The following is a 21,087-nucleotide window of genomic DNA, read 5'->3' as shown; positions in this document are numbered from 1 at the left end:
ATGACGACGGACACTGCCGCGGGCCGGTTCGGCCGCTTCGGCGGACGCTATGTGCCGGAGACCCTGGTCCCCGCGCTGATGGAGCTGGAAGCGGCCTACGCGGAGGTGCAGAAGGACGCGGCCTTCGGCGCGGAGGTGGCGCGCGTGCTGCGCGAATACGTGGGCCGGCCCACGACGCTGACGCCCGCGCACCGCCTCACCGAATCCTGGGGCGGCGCCCAGGTGTGGCTCAAGCGCGAGGACCTGGCGCACACGGGCGCGCACAAAATCAACAACACCATCGGCCAGGTGCTGCTCGCCCGGCGCATGGGCAAGAAGCGCATCATCGCGGAGACGGGCGCGGGGCAGCACGGCGTGGCCACGGCCACCGCGTGCGCCCTCTTCGGCCTGCCGTGCGAGGTGTTCATGGGCGCGCTGGACGTGGAGCGCCAGGCGCTCAACGTCTTCCGCATGCGCGCGCTGGGCGCGGTGGTGCGGCCGGTGGAGTCGGGCTCGCGCACGCTGAAGGACGCGATGAACGAGGCCATGCGCGTCTGGGTGTCGCAGGTGCAGGACACCTACTACGTCATCGGCAGCGCGGCCGGGCCGCACCCCTACCCCACCATCGTGCGCGACTTCCAATCCATCATCGGCCGGGAGATCCGCGCGCAGACGCAGGCCGTGCTGGGCCGCCTGCCGGACGCCATCATCGCGTGCGTGGGCGGAGGCTCGAACGCCATCGGCGCGCTGCACCCGTTCATCCCGGACACATCCGTGCGGCTCGTGGGCGTGGAGGCGGCGGGCCACGGGCTCCAGTCCGGCCAGCACGGCGCGTCGATGACGCTGGGCACGGAGGGCGTGCTGCACGGCTCGCGCTCGCTGGTGCTCCAGGACGAGAACGGCCAGATTCAAGAGGCGCACAGCATCTCCGCGGGCCTGGACTACCCGGGCGTCGGGCCGGAGCTGGCGCACCTGGCGAAGACCGGTCGCATGGAGGTGCGCACCGCCACGGACGACGAGGCGCTCACCGCCTTCTACGAGGTGGCCCGCACGGAGGGCATCCTCCCCGCGCTGGAGACGTCGCACGCGTTCGCGGCGGCGCGCTCCCTGGCCCGCGACATGGGCAAGGGGCAGCACCTGGTCATCAACTGCTCGGGCCGGGGCGACAAGGACATGGCGACCATCGCCGCGCGCGGCATGCCCGCGGCCACGGGGGTGAAGTCATGAGCAACGAGCTGGGCAAGGCGTTCGCCCGAGCGAAGGCCCGGGGCGAAGGCGCGCTGGTGGCCTACGCGATGGCGGGAGACCCGGATCTCGCGCGGTCGGTGGACGTGTTCGCCGCGATGGTGGAGGGCGGCGCGGACGTGCTGGAGATTGGCGTGGCGTTCAGCGATCCCATCGCGGACGGGCCCGTCATCCAGGCCGCGTCGGAGCGGGCGCTGAAGGCGGGCGCCACGCTGCGCCGCGTGCTGGACGAGGTGGTGCCGGAGGTGCGTCGCCGCTGTCCGGAGACGCCGCTGGTCATCATGACGTACGTGAACGTCATCATGGCCATGGGCGAGGAGCGCTACGCGAAGCTCGCGCGCGAGCGGGGCATCGCGGGCACCATCCTCCCGGACCTGCCGCCCGAGGAGAGCGCGGCCCTCCGCGCCGCGTTCGACGCGGAAGGCGTGGACCTCATCCCCCTGTGCGCGCCGACGACGCCGCCCGCGCGCGCGGAGGCCATCGCGAAGGACGCGCGCGGCTTCGTCTACTGCGTGTCCGTGGCGGGCGTCACCGGCATGCGCGCGGAGCTGCCCCCGAACCTGTCGGAGCGGTTGGACCTGGTGCGCAGGGCCGCGTCGGTGCCGGTGGTGGCGGGCTTCGGCATCTCCACGGGAGAACAGGCGAAGACGCTGGTGGCCCACGCGGACGGCGTCGTGGTGGGCAGCGCCCTCGTGCGCGCCGCGCACGCGGACGGGCCGGCGGCGGCGAAGCAGCTCTGCACGGATATCAAGCGCGGCCTCAAGCGCTGATGAAGTACGGTCCTCCGGGCATCGAAGCCTGACACCCGGAGACCGGACATGATCACCCTGGGCCCTACCCTCGAGACCCCGCGCCTCATCCTGCGGCCGCCCACGCTGGAGGACCTGGATGGGTTCGCGGCGATGATGGCGGATCCGGAATCCGCGCAGTTCATCGGCGGCCTCCAACCGCGCTCCAATGTGTGGCGGGCGGTCTGCGCCATGGCCGGCTCGTGGGTCCTCCAGGGCTACGCCATGTTCTCCGTGTTCGAGAAGTCCACGGGGAAGTGGGTGGGCCGCGTCGGTCCCTGGAAGCCGGACGGCTGGCCGGGCACCGAGGTCGGCTGGGGCCTGCTGCGCGAACATTGGGGCAAGGGCTACGCCTCCGAAAGCTCCGCGGCCACCATCGACTGGGCCTTTGACCACCTGGGCTGGACGGAGGTCATCCACTCCATCATCCCGGAGAACACGCCGTCGAAGCAGGTGGCCCAGCGCCTGGGCTCCCGCTTCCTGCGCATGGACTACCTGCCGGCGCCCTACGAAAAGGACCCCATGGAGATCTGGGGCCAGAGCCGTGAGGAGTGGCGGACACGGAAGAAGTAGCCCCGGGCGTTTTCCCACCCATCCGGCCCCCTGCTGGCGCAGATTGGCCGCATGAAGACTCGCGCGCCCCAGGTGGTCCTCGTCCGTCACGGTGAGACGGAGTGGAGCCGCAGCAGCCAGCACACCGGCCGCACCGACCTGCCCCTGCTGGAGGATGGGCGGAAGATGGGAGCGCAGCTCGGCGCTCCCCTGCGCGCCTGGAGCTTCGCCGCCGTGTGGTCGAGCCCGCTGGCGCGCGCCCTGGAGACCTGCGTGCTCGCCGGCTACGGCGACGTGGTCCAGAAGCGCGACGACCTGATGGAGTTCGACTACGGCGACTACGAGGGCCGCACCGGCGCGGACATCCGCACCACCCGCCCGGGATGGACGCTCTGGCGCGACGGCGTCCCCAACGGGGAGACGCTGGAGCAGGTGGCCGCCCGCGTGGACCGCGTCATCGCGGACGCCCGCGCCCTCCAGGACGACGTGCTCCTCTTCGCCCACGGCCACGTGCTGCGCATCCTCGCGGCGCGCTGGCTGGGCCTGCCTCCGGACGGAGGCAGGCTGTTCCACCTGGACACCGCGTCCATCAGCGTCCTGAGCTCCGAGGCCGGCGGCGCGCAACCGGTCCTCGTGAGCTGGAACGACACCACGCACCTCAAGGGCTGAGCGCTACAGCCGCCCCTCCAGGAAGTTGCGCACCAGCGCTGGCCCTTCCGGCGTGAGCACGCTCTCCGGATGGAACTGGAAGCCCACCACCGGCCGCGTCCGGTGCTTGAGCGCCATCACCAGACCGTCCTGGCTCCACGCCGTCGCTTCCAACTCCCTGGGCAGCGACTCCGCCGCCACCACCAGTGAGTGGTAGCGCGCCGCCTGGAACCCCTGGCTCAACCCGGTGAACACGCCGGTGCCGCCGTGCTGGATGCGCGCCGCCTTGCCGTGCACGGGCTCCGGCGCGCGCACCACCTGCCCGCCGAACGCCGCGCCAATGGACTGGTGCCCCAGGCACACGCCCAGCACCGGCACGCGCGACTGGGAGATGGCCGTCACGCTCACCCCGGCTTCATGCGGCGTGCAGGGCCCCGGAGACACCACCAGGTGGGACGCGCCCGACGCCGCGACTCCCGCGGCATCCAGCGCGTCGTTGCGGACGACCTTCACCTCCGCCCCCAGCGTGTAGAGCAGCTGCACGAGGTTGAAGGTGAACGAGTCGTAGTTGTCGATGACGAGGATCATCGCCCACCTCCCTCGCGCGCGAGGCGCAGCGCGGCGGCCATGGCGCCCGCCTTCGCTTCGGTTTCGTCCGCTTCCTTCATCGGATCCGAGTCCGCCACCAGCCCCGCGCCAGCGGTCCACATGGTGCGGTCGCCATCCACGAAGAAGGTGCGCAGCGCGATGGCCACGTCCAGCGTGCCGCAGAAGGACAGGTAGCCCACCGCGCCGGCATAGGGCCCGCGCCGCATGGGCTCCAGCTCGTCGATGATCTGCATCGCGCGAATCTTGGGAGCCCCCGACACGGTGCCCGCCGGGAAGGTGCTCGCCAGCGCATCCAGCGCGTCGAAGCGCGTCGTGTCCAGCTTGCCGCGCACCTGGGACACGATGTGCATCACGTGGCTGTAGCGCTCGATGATCATCAGGTCTTCGATGCGCACCGTGCCCGGCGCCGCGACCCGGCCCACGTCATTGCGGCCCAGGTCCACCAGCATGATGTGCTCGGCGCGCTCCTTCTCGTCCGCGAGCAGCTCCTTCTCCAGCGCGACGTCCTCGGCCTCGGAGCCGCCCCGGCGGCGCGTGCCCGCGATGGGCCGCACCACCACGTCCCCGTCGCGCACCTGCACCAGCAGCTCCGGCGAAGCACCCACCAGCGCGCGGGCCTCGCCCAGGTCCACGAGGAACAGGTATGGCGACGGGTTCACCCGCCGCAGCGCCCGGTAGAGCGACAGCGGCGGGATGGCGCCCTTCGCCTCGAAGCGCCGCGCGAGCACCGCCTGGAAGCAGTCCCCGGCGCGGACGTACTCCTTCACCTTGTCCACCGCGGCGGCGTAGCCCTCGCGGTCCCAACACGCGACGGGCGCGGGGGCGTTCTTCTGCGCGGGGGCCGGCGCGTAGGCCTCCGGCGGCAGCGGCCGGCGCAGCTTCTCCGCCATGGCTTCGGCGCGCGCCTCCGCGTCCTTCAGCGCCGCCGCGACGCTGCCGTGCAGGGCGGGCCGGGCGATGGCGATGGCCTTGAGCGTCTGGGTGCGCGTGTCGTGGGTGACGAAGTCCTCGGCCACCAGCCATTCCGAGTCCGGGAAGCCGGTGTCGCGCGGGTGCCGGTCCGGCACGCGCGGCTCGAACCACGAGGTGGCGTTGTAGCCCAGGTAGCCCACGAGCCCGCCCAGGAAGGGCGCCTCGCCCGGGAGCGTGGCCACGGAGAGCTCGCGCCACAGGGTGCGCAGCACGTCCAGGGGGCGGCCCTCGCGACGCTCCTCGTGCGAGCCCCGCCACAACGTGAGCCCGTCGCCGTCCAGCCGCACGCGGCCCGCCGGGTTCGCGCCCACGTGGCTGTAGCGCCCGAAGCGCTCGCCGCCGTAGCACGACTCGAGGATGAAGCCGCGGCCTCCGCCGCCCAGCTTCAGGTATGCCGACAGCGGCGTGTCCAGGTCCGCCGGCAGTTCCACCGACACCGGCACCGCAAGACCTGACTCCGCGTGCTTCCGGTAGGCTGCCTTCCGCTCCTGCGCATCCATGGTCGATTGCCCTGGCCCCTCATCCACCACCCGGAGGGGCGCCCGGGTGCCCGGCCTTCCGGGCCCTTCAGCTACGGCTTCACTTCCGCGAACACGCCGTCCTGCCATTGATACAACTCGCGCCGGGTGTTCTTCCGCTCGCGCCCCTTCTCGTCCTCCTCGACGCTCGTCCGAGTCACCTGGGCGCGCTTCGCCGCCGGCTGGAAGGAGACCTTGAACGTGGCGATGGTCGGCGGGTCGGACAGCCCGCCCAGCTCCAGCGCGAGCTTCGCCTTGCCGAGCACGCCCTTCTTCTTCTCCGGCACCGTGTAGCTGACGTACGAGGTGACGAAGTCGCCGCAGCGCTCCGGCCGGGAGTCCACCATCAACAGCGCCATCCCCGCCTTCTTCGCCGCGACGAGCTTCACCTCCGCCGGGCCCCCCTTGCCGCTGCCGTACGACTCGGACGCCACCGGCACGTCCACGCTCGACACGCGGCGCGGCGGCTTCACGTTCGGCTCCAGCACGCGCACGCGGGCCTTGAAGTCGTTGCTCATCACCACCGTGGCCACTTCCAACTCGCCGTCGCCGTCCAGGTCGGCCTCGAAGCGGAACGGCGTGAGCGTGTTGCCGAAGACCCAGCCGGTAACCGGCGCGGAGCCCTTCGGCGCCTTCGCGTCCTCGACCGCCACCTGGTACCAGGCGTTGACGTACTCGCCGACCTTCGCGCGCGTGCCCGCGGCGACGACGCGCACGCGGGTGCCCAGCATCAACGTCTGGACCACGGCCCCGTCCGCCGCCGCGGTGGCGCGCAGGTTGGCCTCGTCCACGCCCAGGTAGAGCGTCTGGCCCGGCTCGAACGCGGTGACCTGGAAGTCCTCCGGCGGCACCGACTCCGTGGTCTCCGACGACACGCTGTACTCGAGGAGCGACGGTTCAGCCTGGGCCAGCGCCAGGGTCAGCAGCAGGGTGGGCGTCATCATGGAGGTTCGGAGGAGCGGTGGGGCGGACGGGGTGTCCCGGGTTTATCCCCCGTTCGCGCATGCCATCCAAGGGGCCCTCCGGTCGCTGGCTTCGTCCTATGGGCTGCAAGCAGCGCCTGGCTGCACGGCCGCCCCCTTGTCAGCGGAGCGGCAGGCCCCATTCCTCCGTGGGTAGCCCCCTCTCCCGGGCCTCGTTACCTCTAGAGGACCGTGGGCTCCGCTTCCTTCCAGGACCGACCGCCGCTGGTTTCCGTGACGCCCCAGGGCCTGTACTGCCGGGCGGGGAACTTCTACATCGACCCCTGGCGCCCGGTGGAGCGGGCACTCGTCACGCACGCGCACGGCGACCACGCGAGGAGCGGCAGCCAGCGCTACCTGGGTGCCCGCGTGGGTCTGGGCCTGTTGCAGCGGCGGCTGGGCGCGGACGCGGTCATCGACACGCTGGAGTACGGCGAGAAGTTGACCGTGGGCGACACCACCGTGAGCTTCCACCCGGCGGGGCACGTGTTGGGCAGCGCGCAGATCCGCATCGAGCACCAGGGTGAAGTCTGGGTCGTCTCCGGCGACTACAAGCGCACGCCAGACCCCACGTGCGCGCCCTTCGAGGTGGTGCGCTGCCACACGTTCATCACCGAGGCCACGTTCGGTCTGCCCATCTACCGCTGGGATGATCCGCGCCTCGTGGCCCAGGACATCCTGCGCTGGTGGGACATGAACCGCGAGGCGGGCCGTTCAGCGGTGCTGTTCTGCTACGCGCTGGGCAAGGCGCAGCGGCTGCTCGCGGAGCTGGGGAAGCTGACGGACCGGCCCGCGTTCGTGCACGGCGCGGTCAACGGGCTCGTCACGGCGTACCGCGAGGCAGGTGTGGAGATGCTGCCCACGCAGCTGGTGTCGGAAACGGAGAAGGGCACTTCGTTCGCGGGGGCGCTGGTGCTGGCGCCTCCCAGCGCGGGCGGCTCCACGTGGATGCGCCGTTTCGGTGAAGCGGAGACCGCGTTCGCATCCGGATGGATGCGCGTGCGAGGCAACCGGCGCCGCCGGGGCTTCGACCGGGGCTTCGTGCTGTCGGATCACGCGGACTGGCCGGACCTCTTGCGCACGGTGGCGGACACGCAGGCGGAGAAGGTGCTCGTCACCCACGGCCAGACGGATTCCCTGTCGCACTACCTGCGGGAGCGGGGCGTGGATGCCTCGCCGCTCGCCACGCCCTTCGAGGGCGAAGCGGAGGACTGACGCGTGCGCAGACTGGCCGACCTGTACGACACGCTCGACCAGACGACGTCCACCAACGCGAAGGTGGATGCGATGGCGCGCTACTTCCGAGAGACGCCGCCCGAGGACGCCGCGTGGGGCCTGTTCTTCCTCACGGGCCAGAAGCTCAAGCGGCTGCTCACGTCGAAGCTGCTGGTGGGCTGGACGCAGGAGCTGACCGGCATCTCCGACTGGCTCTTCGACGAGGTCTACGCGTCGGTGGGAGACCTCGCGGAGGTCATCGCGCTGCTGCTCGACGGAGCGAACCTCCCGCCCGAGCACGCCGAGGAGCTTCCCCTCTCCACCTGGCTGGAAGAGCGCCTGCTGCCGCTGCGAGGCCTGGACGCCTCGGAGCAGCGCGAGCGCGTGGTGGGCTGGTGGAAGTCCATGCCCCGCCGCGAGCTGTTCCTCCTCAACAAGATGCTCACGGGCGAGCTGCGCGTGGGCGTGTCCAACACGCTGGTGGTGCGAGCCATCGCGCAGGTCACGGGCCTGCCGCCGCCCAGCGTGGCGCACCGGTTGATGGGGACGTGGACGCCCACGCGCGAGTTCTTCGCGCAGCTCGTGGCCCCGGATGTCTCGGACGGGCACGTGTCGCGCCCCTATCCGTACTACCTCGCCTCGCCGCTGGAGCAGGCACCGGAGTCATTGGGCGCGCTGAGCGACTGGCTCGTCGAATGGAAGTGGGACGGCATCCGGGGACAGCTCATCCGCCGCCAGGGCGACGTGTTCCTCTGGAGTCGCGGCGAGGAGCTGATCACCGAGCGCTTCCCTGAAATCACCGAGGCCGCCCGCGCGCTGCCCGAGGGCACGGTGCTCGACGGCGAGGTGATGGCCTACGAGGACGGAGTCCCCCTGCCCTTCGCCCGCCTCCAGCGTCGCATTGGAAGGCAGAAGCTCACGCCCAAGGTGCTGGCGGAAGCCCCGGCCGCGTTCGTCGTCTACGACCTGCTGGAGCAGGACGGAAAGGACGTGCGGGAGCTGCCGCTGCGCGAGCGCCGCGCGAGGCTGGAGGCGCTGCTGAAGGACCACCCACTCCTTCCCCTCTCCCCGTCGGTGACGTCGCCCTCATGGGAGGCCCTGGCCGAGCTGCGCAAGGAGTCCCGCTCGCGCAACGTCGAGGGCCTGATGATCAAGCGCCTGGATTCGGCGTACCAGACGGGGCGCAAGCGCGGCGACTGGTGGAAGTGGAAGATCGACCCGTACACGGTGGACGCGGTGCTGCTCTACGCGCATCCGGGACACGGCCGGCGCTCGTCGCTCTACACGGACTACACGTTCGCGGTGTGGAACGGCGAGGACCTGCTGCCAGTGACGAAGGCGTACTCGGGCCTCACCGACGAGGAGATCGGCCGGCTGGACCGGTGGATCCGCGCCCACACGCGCGAGAAGTTCGGGCCGGTGCGCTCGGTGGATCCGGAGCAGGTCTTCGAGCTGCACTTCGAGGCCATCGCCCCCTCGCCGCGCCACAAGTCCGGCATCGCGCTGCGCTTCCCCCGCATCGCCCGCTGGCGCGCGGACAAGACGGCCCGTGACGCGGACACGCTCGATTCGCTGAAGGGGCTGCTCGATGTCGCCCACTAGCAGGCCGCGCCGCAACCGCATGCGCGGCAAAGAGGCACCGGAGAAGCAGCCGGCCCTCACGAAAACCCGGGCGAAGAAGCGGCCCGCGCCCCGAGCGCCCTCCCCGTTCCAGGGACCGCCGATGGAGCAACTGCGGCGCTGGTTCGCCTCGAAGGGCTGGACGCCGTACGCGTTCCAGGAAGAGGCCTGGGCCGCGTACGCGCGAGGAGAGAGCGGCCTCATCCACGTGCCCACCGGCGCGGGGAAGACCTACGCGGCCTACCTGGGCCCGCTGGCGGACGTGGCGGAGCGGAACCAGAAGGGCCTCCAGGTCCTCTACCTCACGCCCCTGCGAGCGGTGTCACGCGACGTGGAGCAGGCCCTGCTCGAACCGCTGCTGGCGCTGGACACGGACCTGGAGGTGGAGAGCCGCACGGGCGACACGCCCTCCTCCGTGCGGCAGCGTCAGCGCGAACGACTGCCGCAGGTGCTCATCACCACGCCCGAGTCCCTGTCGCTGCTCCTCGCGCAAGAACAGGCAGCGGAGAACTTCGCCTCGCTGCGCGCCATCATCGTGGACGAGTGGCACGAGCTGCTCGCCTCCAAGCGCGGCACGCAGGTGGAGCTGGCCCTGGCGCGACTGCGCCGCTTCGCTCCGGACGTGCGCATCTGGGCGCTGTCCGCCACGCTCGCCAACCTGGACCAGGCCGCGCGCACCGTCGTGGGCACGGAGCGCACGCCCACGCTGGTGAGCGCGGACCTCCAGCGTCCGGTGGACGTGGAGACGCTGGTGCCGGAGCAGGTGGACACCTTCCCCTGGGCAGGCCACCTGGGCTTCACCATGCTCCCGCGCGTGGCGGACTGGCTGGATCCGAATCAGTCCACGCTGCTCTTCACCAACACGCGCTCACAGGCGGAGCGCTGGTTCGAGGGCCTGCGCTACCTGCGCCCCGAATGGGAGCACCTCCTCGCGCTGCACCACGGCTCCATCGACCGCGAGGAGCGCGAGCGCGTGGAGGGAGGCCTCAAGGACGGCAGCCTGCGGCTCGTCGTCTGCACGTCCTCGCTGGACCTGGGCGTGGACTTCGGCCCGGTGGAGCGGGTCATCCAGATTGGAAGTCCCAAGGGCATCGGCCGCACCCTCCAGCGCGCGGGCCGCAGCGCGCACCGCCCCGGCGCCACCTGCCGCATCCTCTTCGTCCCCACGCACGCGCTGGAGCTGGTGGAGATGGCCGCCGCCCGGGACGCCATCGCGCGCCGCGAGGTGGAGCCGCGCACGCCGCTGTCCAAGCCACTGGATGTGCTGGCGCAACACCTGGTCACCTGCGCGCTGGGCGGAGGCTTCACGCGCGAGGCGCTGCGCGACGAGATCCGCACCGCCACGAGCTACGCGGGCCTCACCGACGAGGAGTTCGAGTGGACGCTGGCCCTGGTGCGCGAGGGAGGCCCCACCCTGCGCGCCTACCCGGAGTTCCGCCGCGTGGTGGAGCACGAGGGCCGCTTCCGCGTCACCGACGCGCGCCTCGCGCGGCTGCACCGGCTCAACATCGGCACCATCAGCTCGGATGCCTCCGTGCAACTGCGTTACTGGAGCGGCGGCAACCTGGGCACGGTCGAGGAGTCCTACGTCAGCCGCCTGAAGCCCGGGGACACCTTCCTGTTCGCGGGCCGCCGTCTGGAGTTCAGCCGCTTCAAGGACATGACGGCCTACGTGAAGCCGGCGAAGGCCAAGGCCACCCAGACGCCGCGCTGGGGAGGCAGCCGCCTGCCCCTGTCCACCTCGCTCGCGTCCGCGATGCGCCGCACGCTGGAGGCCGCGCGCCAGGGCGACGTCACCCGGGATGAGATCGCCGCCGCGTGGCCCATCCTCGACGCGCAGGCCCGCCTGTCGCGCATCCCCGGCGACGGCGGGTGTCTGGCGGAGTCGTGCCACACGCGCGACGGCTACCACCTGTTCCTCTACCCCTTCGAGGGGCGGCTCGTGCACGAGGGGCTGGCCGCGCTGCTCGCCCTGCGCCTCACCCGGCTGCAGAAGGCCACCTTCAGCCTGTCGGTGAACGACTACGGCATGGAGCTGCTCACGCCCACGCCCTTCCCCTTCGAAGAGGCGCTGCGCCCCGCCCTCTTCACCCGCGAGCGGCTGGTGGAGGACATCCTGGAGAGCGTGAACCTGAGCGAGCTCGCGCGGCGCCAGTTCCGCGACATCGCCCGCGTGGCCGGGCTGGTGATGCCGGGCCTGCCCGGGGCGCGCAAGTCCACGCGCCAGGTGCAGGCCAGCGCCGCGCTCCTCTATGACGTCTTCGTGAAGTACGACCCGGACAACCTGCTCCTGCGTCAGGCGCGCCGCGAGGTGCTGGAGCAGCAGTTCGAACAGGGCCGCCTCGCCCGGACGCTGGAGCGGCTGGAGGCAAGCCCCGTCGAGTTCGTCCACGTCCACCGGCCCTCGCCGCTGGCCTTCCCGCTCGTCATCGAGCGCATCAGCGCGAGCGTGTCCAACGAATCCCTGCTGGACCGCGTGGAGCGCCTCAAGGAGCGATGGTCCCAGGCCGATGCCAGACCCGCATAGGCGATGCGGACGTGGAGCTGCTCCCGGAGCGCGCCCTGCACTGGCCCCAGGCCGGGGTGCTCGCGGTGGCCGACCTGCACTGGGGCAAGACGGAGTCCTTCCAGCAGCACGGCATCCCCCTGCCCCTGGGCGTGCTGGACGACGACCTGACGCGCCTGTCCGCCGCGCTCACCGCCACCCGGGCCCGGCGCCTCCTGCTCGTGGGGGACCTGGTCCACTCGCGCCAGGGGCTCACCGGGGACGTCATCCAGCGCGTCAGCACCTGGCGTGAGGCCCACCCCCACCTGGACGTGGTCCTCATCCGGGGCAACCACGACCGCCACGTCCGCGCCCTGCCCCCCGCCTGGAACATGGAGGACCGCGAGGACGCCCTGGACGAAGGCCCCTTCCGCTTCGCCCATCACCCGGAGCCCGCGCCCGGACGCTTCGTGTGGGCCGGACACCTTCATCCCATGGTGCGCCTGGACGGGGGCGCGGACCGGCTGCGGCTGCCCTGCTTCCACCTGCGCCCCGGAGTGGGCGTACTGCCCGCCTTCAGCGCCTTCACGGGCGGTCTCAATGTCCGGCGCGGCCGGGGGGATCGCGTCTTCGCCATCGCCGGCACCGCGGTGGTGGAGGTCTAGCGACCCATGAGTCACGCGAAGCGACGCCGCGTCCTGGACATCATCGCCACCGACGCCACCTTCGAGCGCGTCCCCCACCGGGGCGCCGACGTCTGGATGGGCAAGTGCCTGCACTGCAACGCCCACCTGACCGTCGCCCTGGACGGCGACCCCATCAGCCGCGCCACCATCGAGCACATCATCCCCCGTTCGGCGGGCGGCACGGACGCCCTGGAGAACCTCGCCCTCGCCTGCGCCCGCTGCAACCAGGGCAAGGGAAGCCGCCACGACGCCCACTTCCACCGCGACGCCCGCGTCCGCGAGCTAGTGGACCGGCTGCTCCAGAAACGCCGCGACCGCTGGCGCGACCCCGCCGACCCTGACTCCGAGTAGCCCCGCTTCAAGAGCGTTGCCCCCCTGTAGCGCGCGCACCCTGAGAGGGATTGATCCAGCACGCGGCGGCGCGGCGCGCAAAGCCCCTTCCGATCGCCAGAAGCCGGATTCATCACGCGCGCGTGCAACTTGTTTCCATCGCGCGTGGAAGTGCTATGCGCTCTGTATTCCCACTCTCCACAGAATGGTTGACACTGCCGTGTCGATGGTCGATGGTCCCGCGCCGCATTGGGCCGGGATATGCATGAGGGATCCGCGCCCACGGCACCATCCTAGAGGTTCGTTGGACGTGACTGCCTTGCCGTCTGAGCGCCAGGAGCCACCGCCCGCCCGGTCCACCGGGGCCGGGATGGCACCCTCGACTTCCGCGCCGGACGGCATCTGCGCGTCCACCCTTGGTCTCATGTCGCCTTCAGTCCCCTTGCCCCTGGTCCTGGTATGAGCGGCCCTCTCTTTCCACGCTGGACGAATACGGTGTCGCGCCTGTCGGCCGCGATGCTCCTCGCGGTGCCCGCCATCGCCATCGGCGGCCTCTTGGCCTACGTGCGCTCCCCGCACGTGACCAACCAGGCGCACCCGGTGGAGCAGCCCATCGAGTTCGACCACCGGCACCACGCCGGTGACGAGCAGATCGACTGCCGTTACTGCCATTGGACGGTGGAGAAATCCCCGTCGGCGGGCATCCCCTCCACCACGGTGTGCATGTCCTGCCACGCCCAGGTGTGGAACAAGAGCCCGTACCTCACCGAGGTCCGCAAGGCGTTCTTCGCCGACCAGCCCATCCCCTGGGTTCGCGTCCACAACCTGCCGGACTTCGTCTACTTCAACCACTCCATCCACGTGGGCAAGGGCGTCGGTTGCGCCACCTGCCACGGCCGCGTGGACCAGATGGGCGCCATCGAACAGGCCGCCCCCCTGACGATGAGCTGGTGCCTCGACTGCCACCGCGACCCGAAGCCCAACCTCCGCCCCGCGGAGTTCATCACCAGCATGACCTGGGCTCCCCCCGCGGATAAGGCCGAGGCCGCCGCGCTCGCCGACAAGCTCTACCAAGAATACGACGTTCACTCGCGCACGAGCTGCTCCACATGCCACCGATGAACACCAAGCCTGACAGCGCGCCCGCGCAGGACACCCCCTCTTCGTTCGCGCTCCCCGTTGTCTCGGGTCGCAACGAGGCCACGTCTGCCGCGCACGACCACGACCACGATGACGTCGTGACCGAGGCGCTCGCGCACGCGTCCACCCGCGCCGTCCCGGCGGAAGGCGCGTACGGCAAGACGTACTGGCTCGGCCTGGAGGAGAAGCTCGCCACGCCGGCGTTCCTGGAGGAGACCCGCCCGGAGTTCCCCGTCGGCGCGGACCTGCCCCCCACCGGCTTCGCCCGCCGCGAGTTCATGCAGATCCTCGGCGCGTCGCTCGCGCTGGCCGGCGCCACCGCGTGCAGCACCCGTCCCCAGGACGAGCGGCTGGTCCCCTACACCAAGACGCCGCCGGAAGTGGCCCCGGGCAACCCGCTCCACTACGCCTCCGGCATGACGTTCGCGGGCCACACCTCCGGCCTGCTCATCACCGCCCGCGAGGGCCGGCCCATCAAGGTCGAGGGCAACCCCCAGCACCCCATCAACCAGGGCGCCGCCGGGACGTTCGAGCAGGCCTTCCTGCTCTCCCTCTATGACCCGCAGCGCGCCCGCGTGCTGCGCCAGGGCAACAACCCCCGCTCGCTGCGCGTGCTCGCCGAGGACGTCTCCAGCCTCGTGCGCACCAAGGCCGCCGGCGACGGTGGCGCCCGCCTGCGCTTCCTCTCGGAGCCCATCAACTCGCCGCTGCTCGGCGACCTGAGGGCGCGCATCCAGCGCAAGCTGCCCTCCGCGCGCTTCCACAGCTACGCGCCGGTGGACCAGGCCGCGGACGAGGCGCACCGCGCCCTCTTCGGCCAGCCCACGCACGCCCTCTACGACCTCACCCGGGCGGACGTCATCGTCTCCCTGGACTCCGACTTCCTGGAGAGCCGGCCGGCGAACCTCGCCCTGGCGCGCCAGTTCGCGGACCGCCGCGACCCGAAGAACGGCGAGCTCAACCGCCTCTACGTGGCCGAGCACCGCATGTCGATCACCGGCGGCATGGCCGACCACCGCCTGCGCGTGAAGTCGCAGGAGGTCTTCGGGCTCGCCGCCGCGCTCGCGCAGGCCGTGGGTGGCCCCGCCGCCAGCCTGGGCGCCTCCGCTTCCGGCAAGGCCGGAGCGCTGCGCCCGGAAGTCGCCTCGTGGGTGCAGGCCGTGGCCCAGGACCTCAAGTCCAAGGCCGGCCGCAGCGTGGTGCTGGCCGGTGAGCGCCAGCCCGCCGCCGTGCACGCGCTGGCCCAGGCCATCAACGCCGCCCTGGGCAACCTGGGCGCCACCGTGAAGGTCGTCCCGGCCGCCGCCCCGGAGGCCTCCGGCCTCGCGGAGGTCCGCGCCCTGGTGGAGGACATCAAGGCCGGCCGCGTGGACACGCTGGTCATCACCGCCTTCAACCCGCTCTACACCCTGCCGGTGGACGCGGGCCTGGCGGAGGTCCTGGACCCCAAGCTGAACGCCAACCGCAAGGCGCTGTCCGTCCTCTACGCGGGTCACTACGAGGACGAGACCTCCAAGTACGCCGACTGGTTCGTGCCCCTGGCGCACCAGCTGGAGACCTGGAGCGACGGCCGCGCGGTGGACGGCACGGTGTCCATCGCCCAGCCCCTCATCCAGCCGCTCTTCAACGGCGTGCCGGAAGCGGAGCTGTACGCGCTGTTCCTCGACGAGCCCTACCGCCCCGCCTACCAGATGCTGCGCGAGTACTGGACCGCGCAGGGTGGCGAGGCCGGCCGCGCCGACTTCGAGACCCGCTGGGAGACCTGGGTCTCCGAGGGCGTCGTCCCCGGCAGCCTCGCCCAGGCCCTGACGGCCTCCCCCGACCTGGGCGCCGCCTCCACCCTGGTGGGCGCGTACCAGCCGCCCGCGGCCGGTGACCTGGAGCTCAACTTCGTCACCGACTACAAGCTCTTCGACGGCCGCTTCGCGAACAACGCGTGGCTGCAGGAGCTGCCGGATCCCATCACCAAGATCACCTGGGACAACGCCGCCATCCTCAGCCCCGCCACCGCCAAGCGGCTGGGCCTGGAGAACGGCCACGTCGCGGAGCTGGAGTACGGCGGCCGCAAGCTCCAGGTCCCCGTCACCATCCTCCCCGGCAACGCGGACGACACCGTCACCGTGAACCTGGGCTACGGCCGCACCGGCCTGCACGAGGTGGTGGCCAAGGACGTGGGCTTCAACGCGAACCTGCTGCGCAGCGTGAACGCCCCCTGGTTCGACGGCGGCGCGAAGCTCACCAAGGTCCGCGGCAGCCACACCTTCTCCCGCACCCAGTACCACTGGCGCATGGAGGGCCGCCCGCTGGCCCTGGACATGTCGGTCAGCGAACTGGCGCACCCGTCGAAGAAGACCGAGCACATCCTGGAGCGCGTCCAGGGGGAGCTCGTGCTGGGCAAGCAGAACAACCTGACCGACTTCGACTACGCGAAGACGCCCCAGGAAGGCTACAAGTGGGGCATGTCCATCGACCTGTCGCGCTGCACGGGCTGCAACGCGTGCGTCGTGGCGTGCCAGGCGGAGAACAACATCCCCGTCGTCGGCAAGGAGCAGGTGGGCCGCGGCCGTGAGATGCACTGGCTGCGCATCGACCGCTACTTCGAGGGCAGCGAGAACGACCCCACCATGGTCATGCAGCCCGTCGCGTGCGTGCACTGCGAGAAGGCCCCCTGCGAGTACGTCTGCCCGGTGAACGCCACCGTGCACTCGGACGAGGGCCTCAACGACATGGTGTACAACCGCTGCGTCGGCACGCGGTACTGCTCCAACAACTGCCCCTACAAGGTCCGTCGCTTCAACTACCTGCACTACACGCAGGGCAAGACGTCGACCGAGAAGATGCTGATGAACCCGGACGTCACGGTGCGCAACCGCGGCGTCATGGAGAAGTGCACGTACTGCGTCCAGCGCATCGAGCGCGTGCGCATCAACGCCCGCGTGGAGAAGCGCCTCATCCAGGAGAAGGAACTCCAGACGGCGTGCCAGCAGACCTGCCCCACGCAGGCCATCGCCTTCGGCTCGCTCGCGGACCCCGCCCAGCGCGTCACCCAGCTCCACGAGGACGAGCGCGCGTACCGGCTGCTGCACGAGCTGGGCACCCGTCCCCGCACCGCCCACCTCATCCGCCTGCGCAACCCCAACCCTGCCCTCGTCGCCGCCGCCCCCGCTGAAGCAGGCACGACGCACGAAGGAGGTCACTGACCGTCATGGCCGAGACCGCTCACGCTCTCCCGCTCGACCCGCTCGAGCCCCGGGACCTCGTCGCGCCGCACCACGACGACAAGTCCCTCAATGAAACGCTGCTGGACCATGTCTGGCGCAAGCCCGGCAAGGGCTGGTTCATGCTGCTGGGCATCACGTCCGCGGCGCTGGGCCTGCTCGTCATCGGCGTCACCTACACCCTGGCCCGCGGCATCGGCGTGTGGGGCAACAACCAGCCTGTCGGCTGGGCGTTCGACATCGTCAACTTCGTCTGGTGGGTCGGTATCGGCCACGCCGGTACGCTCATCTCCGCCATCCTCCTGCTCTTCCAGCAGAAGTGGCGCACGAGCATCAACCGCTTCGCGGAGGCCATGACGCTGTTCGCCGTCATGTGCGCCGGCCTGTTCCCGCTGCTCCACACGGGCCGTCCCTGGTTCGCCTTCTGGCTGTTCCCCTACCCCAGCACCCTGGGCGCGTGGCCGCAGTTCCGCTCGCCGCTGGTGTGGGACGTGTTCGCCATCTCCACGTACCTCACCGTGTCCGCGCTGTTCTGGTTCGTGGGCCTCATCCCGGACCTGGCCGCCCTGCGGGACTCGTCCAAGTCGAAGCTGCAGCGCACCATCTACGGCCTGTTCGCCCTGGGGTGGCGCGGCTCCGGCCGGCACTGGCACAACTACAAGATCGCCTACCTGCTGCTCGCCGGCATCTCCACGCCGCTGGTGGTGTCCGTGCACACCATCGTTTCGTTCGACTTCGCCGTGTCCCAGATTCCGGGCTGGCACACCACGGTCTTCCCCCCCTACTTCGTGGCCGGCGCCGTGTTCAGCGGCTTCGCGATGGTCATCACGCTCATCGTGCCCGCCCGCAAGTACCTGGGCCTCCGGGACGTCATCACCGACCGCCACCTGGAGAACATGAACAAGGTCATCCTCGCGACGGGCCTCATCGTGTCCTACGGGTACATGATGGAGCACTTCGTCGCCTGGTACTCGCAGAACCAGTATGAAATCTGGACCTTCTACGTGAACCGCGCCACCGGCCCCTACGCCGGCGTGTACTGGCTGATGATCGCCTGCAACGTCATCACCCCGAACATCTTCTGGTTCAAGAAGTGCCGCACCAGCATCCCCATCATGTGGGTGGCCTCCATCGCCGTGAACATCGGCATGTGGTGCGAGCGCTTCATCATCATCGTCACCTCGCTGAGCCAGGACTTCCTGCCCTCGTCGTGGGACCTGTACCGCCCCACCTGGGTGGACTGGTCCATCTACATCGGCACGCTGGGCCTGTTCGGCACCCTGTTCCTGCTGTTCCTGAAGTTCGTTCCCGCCGTCGCGGTGAGCGAAGTGAAGGAGCTGCAGCTCGAGCTGAAGCACGCCGCCCACGCCGCCAACGGCCACCACGGCACGGATTCCGCCGCGGCCACGCACGGAGCGCACTAGCGTCATGGAAGCCAAGGTCCTCGATTCCTGGGTGTTGGCCGAGTTCGCCACGCCGGATGCCCTCGTGGATGCCACCCGGCAGATGCGCGAGAAGGGCTTCCAGGGCATGGACACCTATTCTCCGTACCCGCTGCACGGCGGGTCGGAAGCGCTGGGGTTGCCCCCGTCGCGGGTGCCCTTCATCGCCCTGGGTGGCGCCCTCACCGGTCTGGTCACCGCGCTCGCGATGCAGACGTGGATGAACACCATCGACTATCCGCTCAACATCGGCGGCCGTCCGCTGCTGAGCCTCCCGGCGTGGGTGCCCATCACCTTCGAGCTGACCGTGCTCTTCTGCGCGTTCGGCATCGTCTTCGGGTTGCTCGGCCTCAGCCGGCTGCCCCAGCCGTACCACCCTGCCTTCGAGTTCGAAGCCTTCCGCAGCGCGTCCACGCACGGCTACTGGCTGAGCGTGCCCCACCCCACGGGGCAGGACGCGACGGACACCACGAACCAGTTGAAGTCCCTGGGCGCCACCCAGGTGACCGTCGTCTCGGGAGAGAACGAATGAGGTGGCTCATCCCCGCCGCGGGGCTCGCCGCGCTCACCGGCTGCAACGTCAGTTCTGAGTTCCTCCAGCGCATGGAGAGCCAGGCCAAGTACGAGTACTACGAGGCCTCCGAGTTCTGGCCGGACGGCCGCGCCATGCGCGTGCCCCCCGCCGGCACCGTCCCGCGCGAGCGCCCGGTGGGCAACCCCGGCATCAGCACCGGCCGCGCCAACGGCGTCACCGTCACCAGCATCCCCCTGACGGTGGACAAGCCGCTGCTGGCCCTGGGTCAGAAGAAGTACAACATCGTCTGCTCGCAGTGCCATGGCGTGCTCGGCGACGGCAACAGCATCGTGGCGGAGAACATGGCCCTGCGCCTGCCGCCCTCCCTGCTGGAGCTCGCCGACAAGCCGGCTGGCCACTTCTACACCGCCATCAACGAAGGCTACGGCATCATGCCGTCCTTCTCGGGTGAGCTCGACACGCGTGAGCGCTGGGCCGTCGTCGCCTATGTGCGCGCGCTGCAGGCCGCCCGCAGCACCCCCGGGGGGGCCCAGCCCGTCCCGCAGGAGAACCGATGACTGCCATGGAGCGCTACACCGGCACGCCCAAGCTGATGGTGCCCGCGTTCGGCCTGGGCGTGGTGGGCCTCGTGCTCACCGCCGTGGGGTTCTTCATGAACCCCGAGGCCACCAGCTTCAGCTACCTGCTGGGCTTCACCTACTGGGTGGGCATCAGCGTGGCCGCCCTCATCATGCTGGCCATCTTCCACACGGCCAAGGCCAAGTGGCTCATCGTCCTGCGCCGCACCATGGAGACCATGGCCATCGCGGTGCCCGTCTTCGCGGTGCTCTTCCTGGGCCTCATCCCGGCCCTGAAGTACCTCTACCCCTGGTTCCCCGGCTCGCCTCTGCTCGCCAACATCCACGGCGTGGAGCTGGAGCACCTGGCCCACAAGCAGCACGGCTACCTGAACCCCACGTTCTTCGCCATCCGCCAGGTCATCTACTTCGCGGTGTGGATCTTCGTGAGCACCCGCCTCCATGGCTGGAGCACGAAGCAGGACGAGGCGGGCGGGCTGGACCTCACCGTCAAGCAGCGCCGCTTCTCCCCCGGGGCCCTGCCCTTCCTGGGGCTCACCATCACGTTCGCGGCCTTCGACTGGCTGATGAGCCTCACGCCGATGTGGCAGTCCACCATCTACGGCGTCTACTACTTCTCCGGCAGCTTCCTGGCGGCCTTCTGCGTGCTGCTGCTGGCCACGGTGAACGCCCAGGGCAAGGACCTGTACGGCAGCGTCGTCAAAACGCCGCACTACCACAACCTGGGCAAGCTCATGCTCGCCTTCACGGCGTTCTGGGCCTACATCGCCTTCTCCCAGTTCCTGCTCGTGTGGATCGCCAACATCCCGGAAGAGGCCCCGTTCTACGGCCTGCGCATGTTCGGCCCGTGGCGCCCCCTGTCCATCGCGCTGTTCTGGCTCCACTTCGTGCTGCCGTTCTTCACGCTGCTGTCACGCAAGCTGAAGGAGCAGCCCCGCAAGCTGGCGGTCGTCGGCGTGTATCTGCTTCTCATCCACGCGGTGGACTTGTACTGGCTCATCTGGCCGGCGTTCTCTGGTGAGGCCGGCCCGACGTTCCACTGGACCCTCATCACGGCCTGGGTGGGCGTGGGCGGTGTCTCGGTGGGCTACGCCCTGTTCCGGGCGCGCGGTCGGTACACGCTTCCGGTGAAGGACCCGTACATCGCGGAGTCCCTGAGGTACGTGCAGCCATGAAGAAGACCCAGTCCGAAATCGAGTCCCGGGTCATCGTCGGCGCGCATGGCGTCGCGGCCGAGGAAGACCACCTCGTCATGGGGAAGGTCATCGGCGTCGGTGTGGGCGCCATGGTCCTCTTCCTCGTGGGCGCGGTGTGGGCCTGGCGCATCCAGGTCGTCACCATGGAGGAGGCCCAGCCCAACGGTCCTCCGCCCCGTCCTGCCGCCGTGGGTCAGTACGAGGTGGGCATCGTGAACCAGCGCCTGTTCGAACAGGACTGGCACGCGGTGGAGAAGCTGGGCGGCCAGCAGCAGGCCCTGCGCAACGGCTGGGGTGACCAGCCGGGCGTGGCGGCCCACAAGACGCTCGACCAGGCCATGGAGCAGGTCATCACGACCGAGTCCCAGA

The 21,087-nt window shown here is 70.4% G+C and carries 19 protein-coding genes; 16 read left to right on the top strand and 3 right to left on the bottom strand.

The window, feature by feature from the left end:
- The 4 genes from trpB to D7V93_RS05395 are packed head-to-tail and all read left to right on the top strand — an operon-like array spanning position 1 to position 3,233.
- Positions 1 to 1,206, top strand: coding sequence for a tryptophan synthase subunit beta (gene trpB / locus D7V93_RS05410; RefSeq protein WP_120642343.1), 1,206 nt, complete (start codon positions 1 to 3; stop codon positions 1,204 to 1,206).
- Entirely contained in the window at positions 1,203 to 1,994 is a 792-nt protein-coding gene (gene trpA, locus D7V93_RS05405; RefSeq protein WP_120642342.1) for a tryptophan synthase subunit alpha, read from the top strand. The genes trpB and trpA overlap by 4 nt, the downstream gene beginning before the upstream one ends.
- A 48-nt stretch (positions 1,995 to 2,042) precedes the next feature.
- Positions 2,043 to 2,585: a GNAT family N-acetyltransferase gene (locus tag D7V93_RS05400; protein ID WP_120642341.1), complete on the top strand. Its 543-nt coding sequence runs from the start codon at positions 2,043 to 2,045 to the stop codon at positions 2,583 to 2,585.
- Positions 2,586 to 2,636: 51 nt separating this feature from the next.
- Complete coding sequence (locus D7V93_RS05395; RefSeq protein WP_120642340.1) at positions 2,637 to 3,233, top strand: histidine phosphatase family protein; 597 nt, start codon at positions 2,637 to 2,639, stop codon at positions 3,231 to 3,233.
- Between the two features lie 3 nt (positions 3,234 to 3,236).
- Here D7V93_RS05395 and D7V93_RS05390 read toward each other — a convergent pair whose 3' ends face one another.
- The 3 genes from D7V93_RS05390 to D7V93_RS05380 all read right to left on the bottom strand — a co-directional run bounded on the left by D7V93_RS05390 (position 3,237) and on the right by D7V93_RS05380 (position 6,255).
- Complete coding sequence (locus D7V93_RS05390; protein WP_120642339.1) at positions 3,237 to 3,800, bottom strand: anthranilate synthase component II; 564 nt, start codon at positions 3,798 to 3,800, stop codon at positions 3,237 to 3,239.
- Positions 3,797 to 5,293, bottom strand: a complete 1,497-nt coding sequence (locus tag D7V93_RS05385) for an anthranilate synthase component I family protein (protein WP_120642338.1) — start codon at positions 5,291 to 5,293, stop codon at positions 3,797 to 3,799. Before D7V93_RS05385 ends, D7V93_RS05390 begins: the two co-directional genes overlap by 4 nt.
- A 71-nt stretch (positions 5,294 to 5,364) precedes the next feature.
- A complete protein-coding gene (locus D7V93_RS05380; RefSeq protein WP_120642337.1) occupies positions 5,365 to 6,255 on the bottom strand; it encodes an SH3 domain-containing protein in 891 nt (296 codons plus the stop codon).
- 210 nt (positions 6,256 to 6,465) lie between these two features.
- On the opposite strand from D7V93_RS05380, the gene D7V93_RS05375 reads away from it, so the two are divergent.
- The 12 genes from D7V93_RS05375 to D7V93_RS05320 form a co-directional block, all read left to right on the top strand.
- Positions 6,466 to 7,488: a ligase-associated DNA damage response exonuclease gene (locus D7V93_RS05375; RefSeq protein WP_120642336.1), complete on the top strand. Its 1,023-nt coding sequence runs from the start codon at positions 6,466 to 6,468 to the stop codon at positions 7,486 to 7,488.
- A gap of 3 nt (positions 7,489 to 7,491) precedes the next feature.
- Positions 7,492 to 9,090 (top strand): ATP-dependent DNA ligase, encoded by a 1,599-nt coding sequence (locus D7V93_RS05370; protein WP_120642335.1) that lies wholly within the window; start codon positions 7,492 to 7,494, stop codon positions 9,088 to 9,090.
- A gap of 121 nt (positions 9,091 to 9,211) precedes the next feature.
- Entirely contained in the window at positions 9,212 to 11,635 is a 2,424-nt protein-coding gene (locus tag D7V93_RS05365) for a ligase-associated DNA damage response DEXH box helicase (protein WP_341870911.1), read from the top strand.
- Entirely contained in the window at positions 11,605 to 12,258 is a 654-nt protein-coding gene (pdeM, locus tag D7V93_RS05360) for a ligase-associated DNA damage response endonuclease PdeM (RefSeq protein ID WP_120642333.1), read from the top strand. The genes D7V93_RS05365 and pdeM overlap by 31 nt, the downstream gene beginning before the upstream one ends.
- A 6-nt stretch (positions 12,259 to 12,264) precedes the next feature.
- Complete coding sequence (locus tag D7V93_RS05355; RefSeq protein WP_120642332.1) at positions 12,265 to 12,630, top strand: HNH endonuclease; 366 nt, start codon at positions 12,265 to 12,267, stop codon at positions 12,628 to 12,630.
- Between the two features lie 438 nt (positions 12,631 to 13,068).
- The gene (locus D7V93_RS05350) at positions 13,069 to 13,731 is read left to right on the top strand and encodes a cytochrome c3 family protein (protein ID WP_120642331.1); all 663 of its coding nucleotides are present in this window, start codon (positions 13,069 to 13,071) and stop codon (positions 13,729 to 13,731) included.
- Complete coding sequence (locus tag D7V93_RS05345) at positions 13,728 to 16,949, top strand: TAT-variant-translocated molybdopterin oxidoreductase (protein ID WP_120642330.1); 3,222 nt, start codon at positions 13,728 to 13,730, stop codon at positions 16,947 to 16,949. Before D7V93_RS05350 ends, D7V93_RS05345 begins: the two co-directional genes overlap by 4 nt.
- A gap of 5 nt (positions 16,950 to 16,954) precedes the next feature.
- A complete protein-coding gene (gene nrfD / locus D7V93_RS05340) occupies positions 16,955 to 18,391 on the top strand; it encodes an NrfD/PsrC family molybdoenzyme membrane anchor subunit (protein ID WP_120642329.1) in 1,437 nt (478 codons plus the stop codon).
- A gap of 4 nt (positions 18,392 to 18,395) precedes the next feature.
- Positions 18,396 to 18,941 (top strand): DUF3341 domain-containing protein, encoded by a 546-nt coding sequence (locus D7V93_RS05335; protein WP_120642328.1) that lies wholly within the window; start codon positions 18,396 to 18,398, stop codon positions 18,939 to 18,941.
- Positions 18,938 to 19,501, top strand: coding sequence for a c-type cytochrome (locus D7V93_RS05330; protein WP_120642327.1), 564 nt, complete (start codon positions 18,938 to 18,940; stop codon positions 19,499 to 19,501). The genes D7V93_RS05335 and D7V93_RS05330 overlap by 4 nt, the downstream gene beginning before the upstream one ends.
- On the top strand, positions 19,498 to 20,697 hold the full coding sequence (locus D7V93_RS05325; RefSeq protein ID WP_120642326.1) for a hypothetical protein: 1,200 nt from the start codon (positions 19,498 to 19,500) through the stop codon (positions 20,695 to 20,697). Before D7V93_RS05330 ends, D7V93_RS05325 begins: the two co-directional genes overlap by 4 nt.
- Positions 20,694 to 21,087, top strand: a 394-nt coding sequence (locus D7V93_RS05320) for a hypothetical protein (protein ID WP_120642325.1), incomplete at its 3' end; no start/stop codon positions are given. The genes D7V93_RS05325 and D7V93_RS05320, both read left to right, overlap by 4 nt.

This window comes from Corallococcus llansteffanensis, assembly GCF_003612055.1.
Lineage (GTDB): Bacteria > Myxococcota > Myxococcia > Myxococcales > Myxococcaceae > Corallococcus > Corallococcus llansteffanensis.
This window is presented reverse-complemented; position numbering and strand designations above follow the sequence as displayed.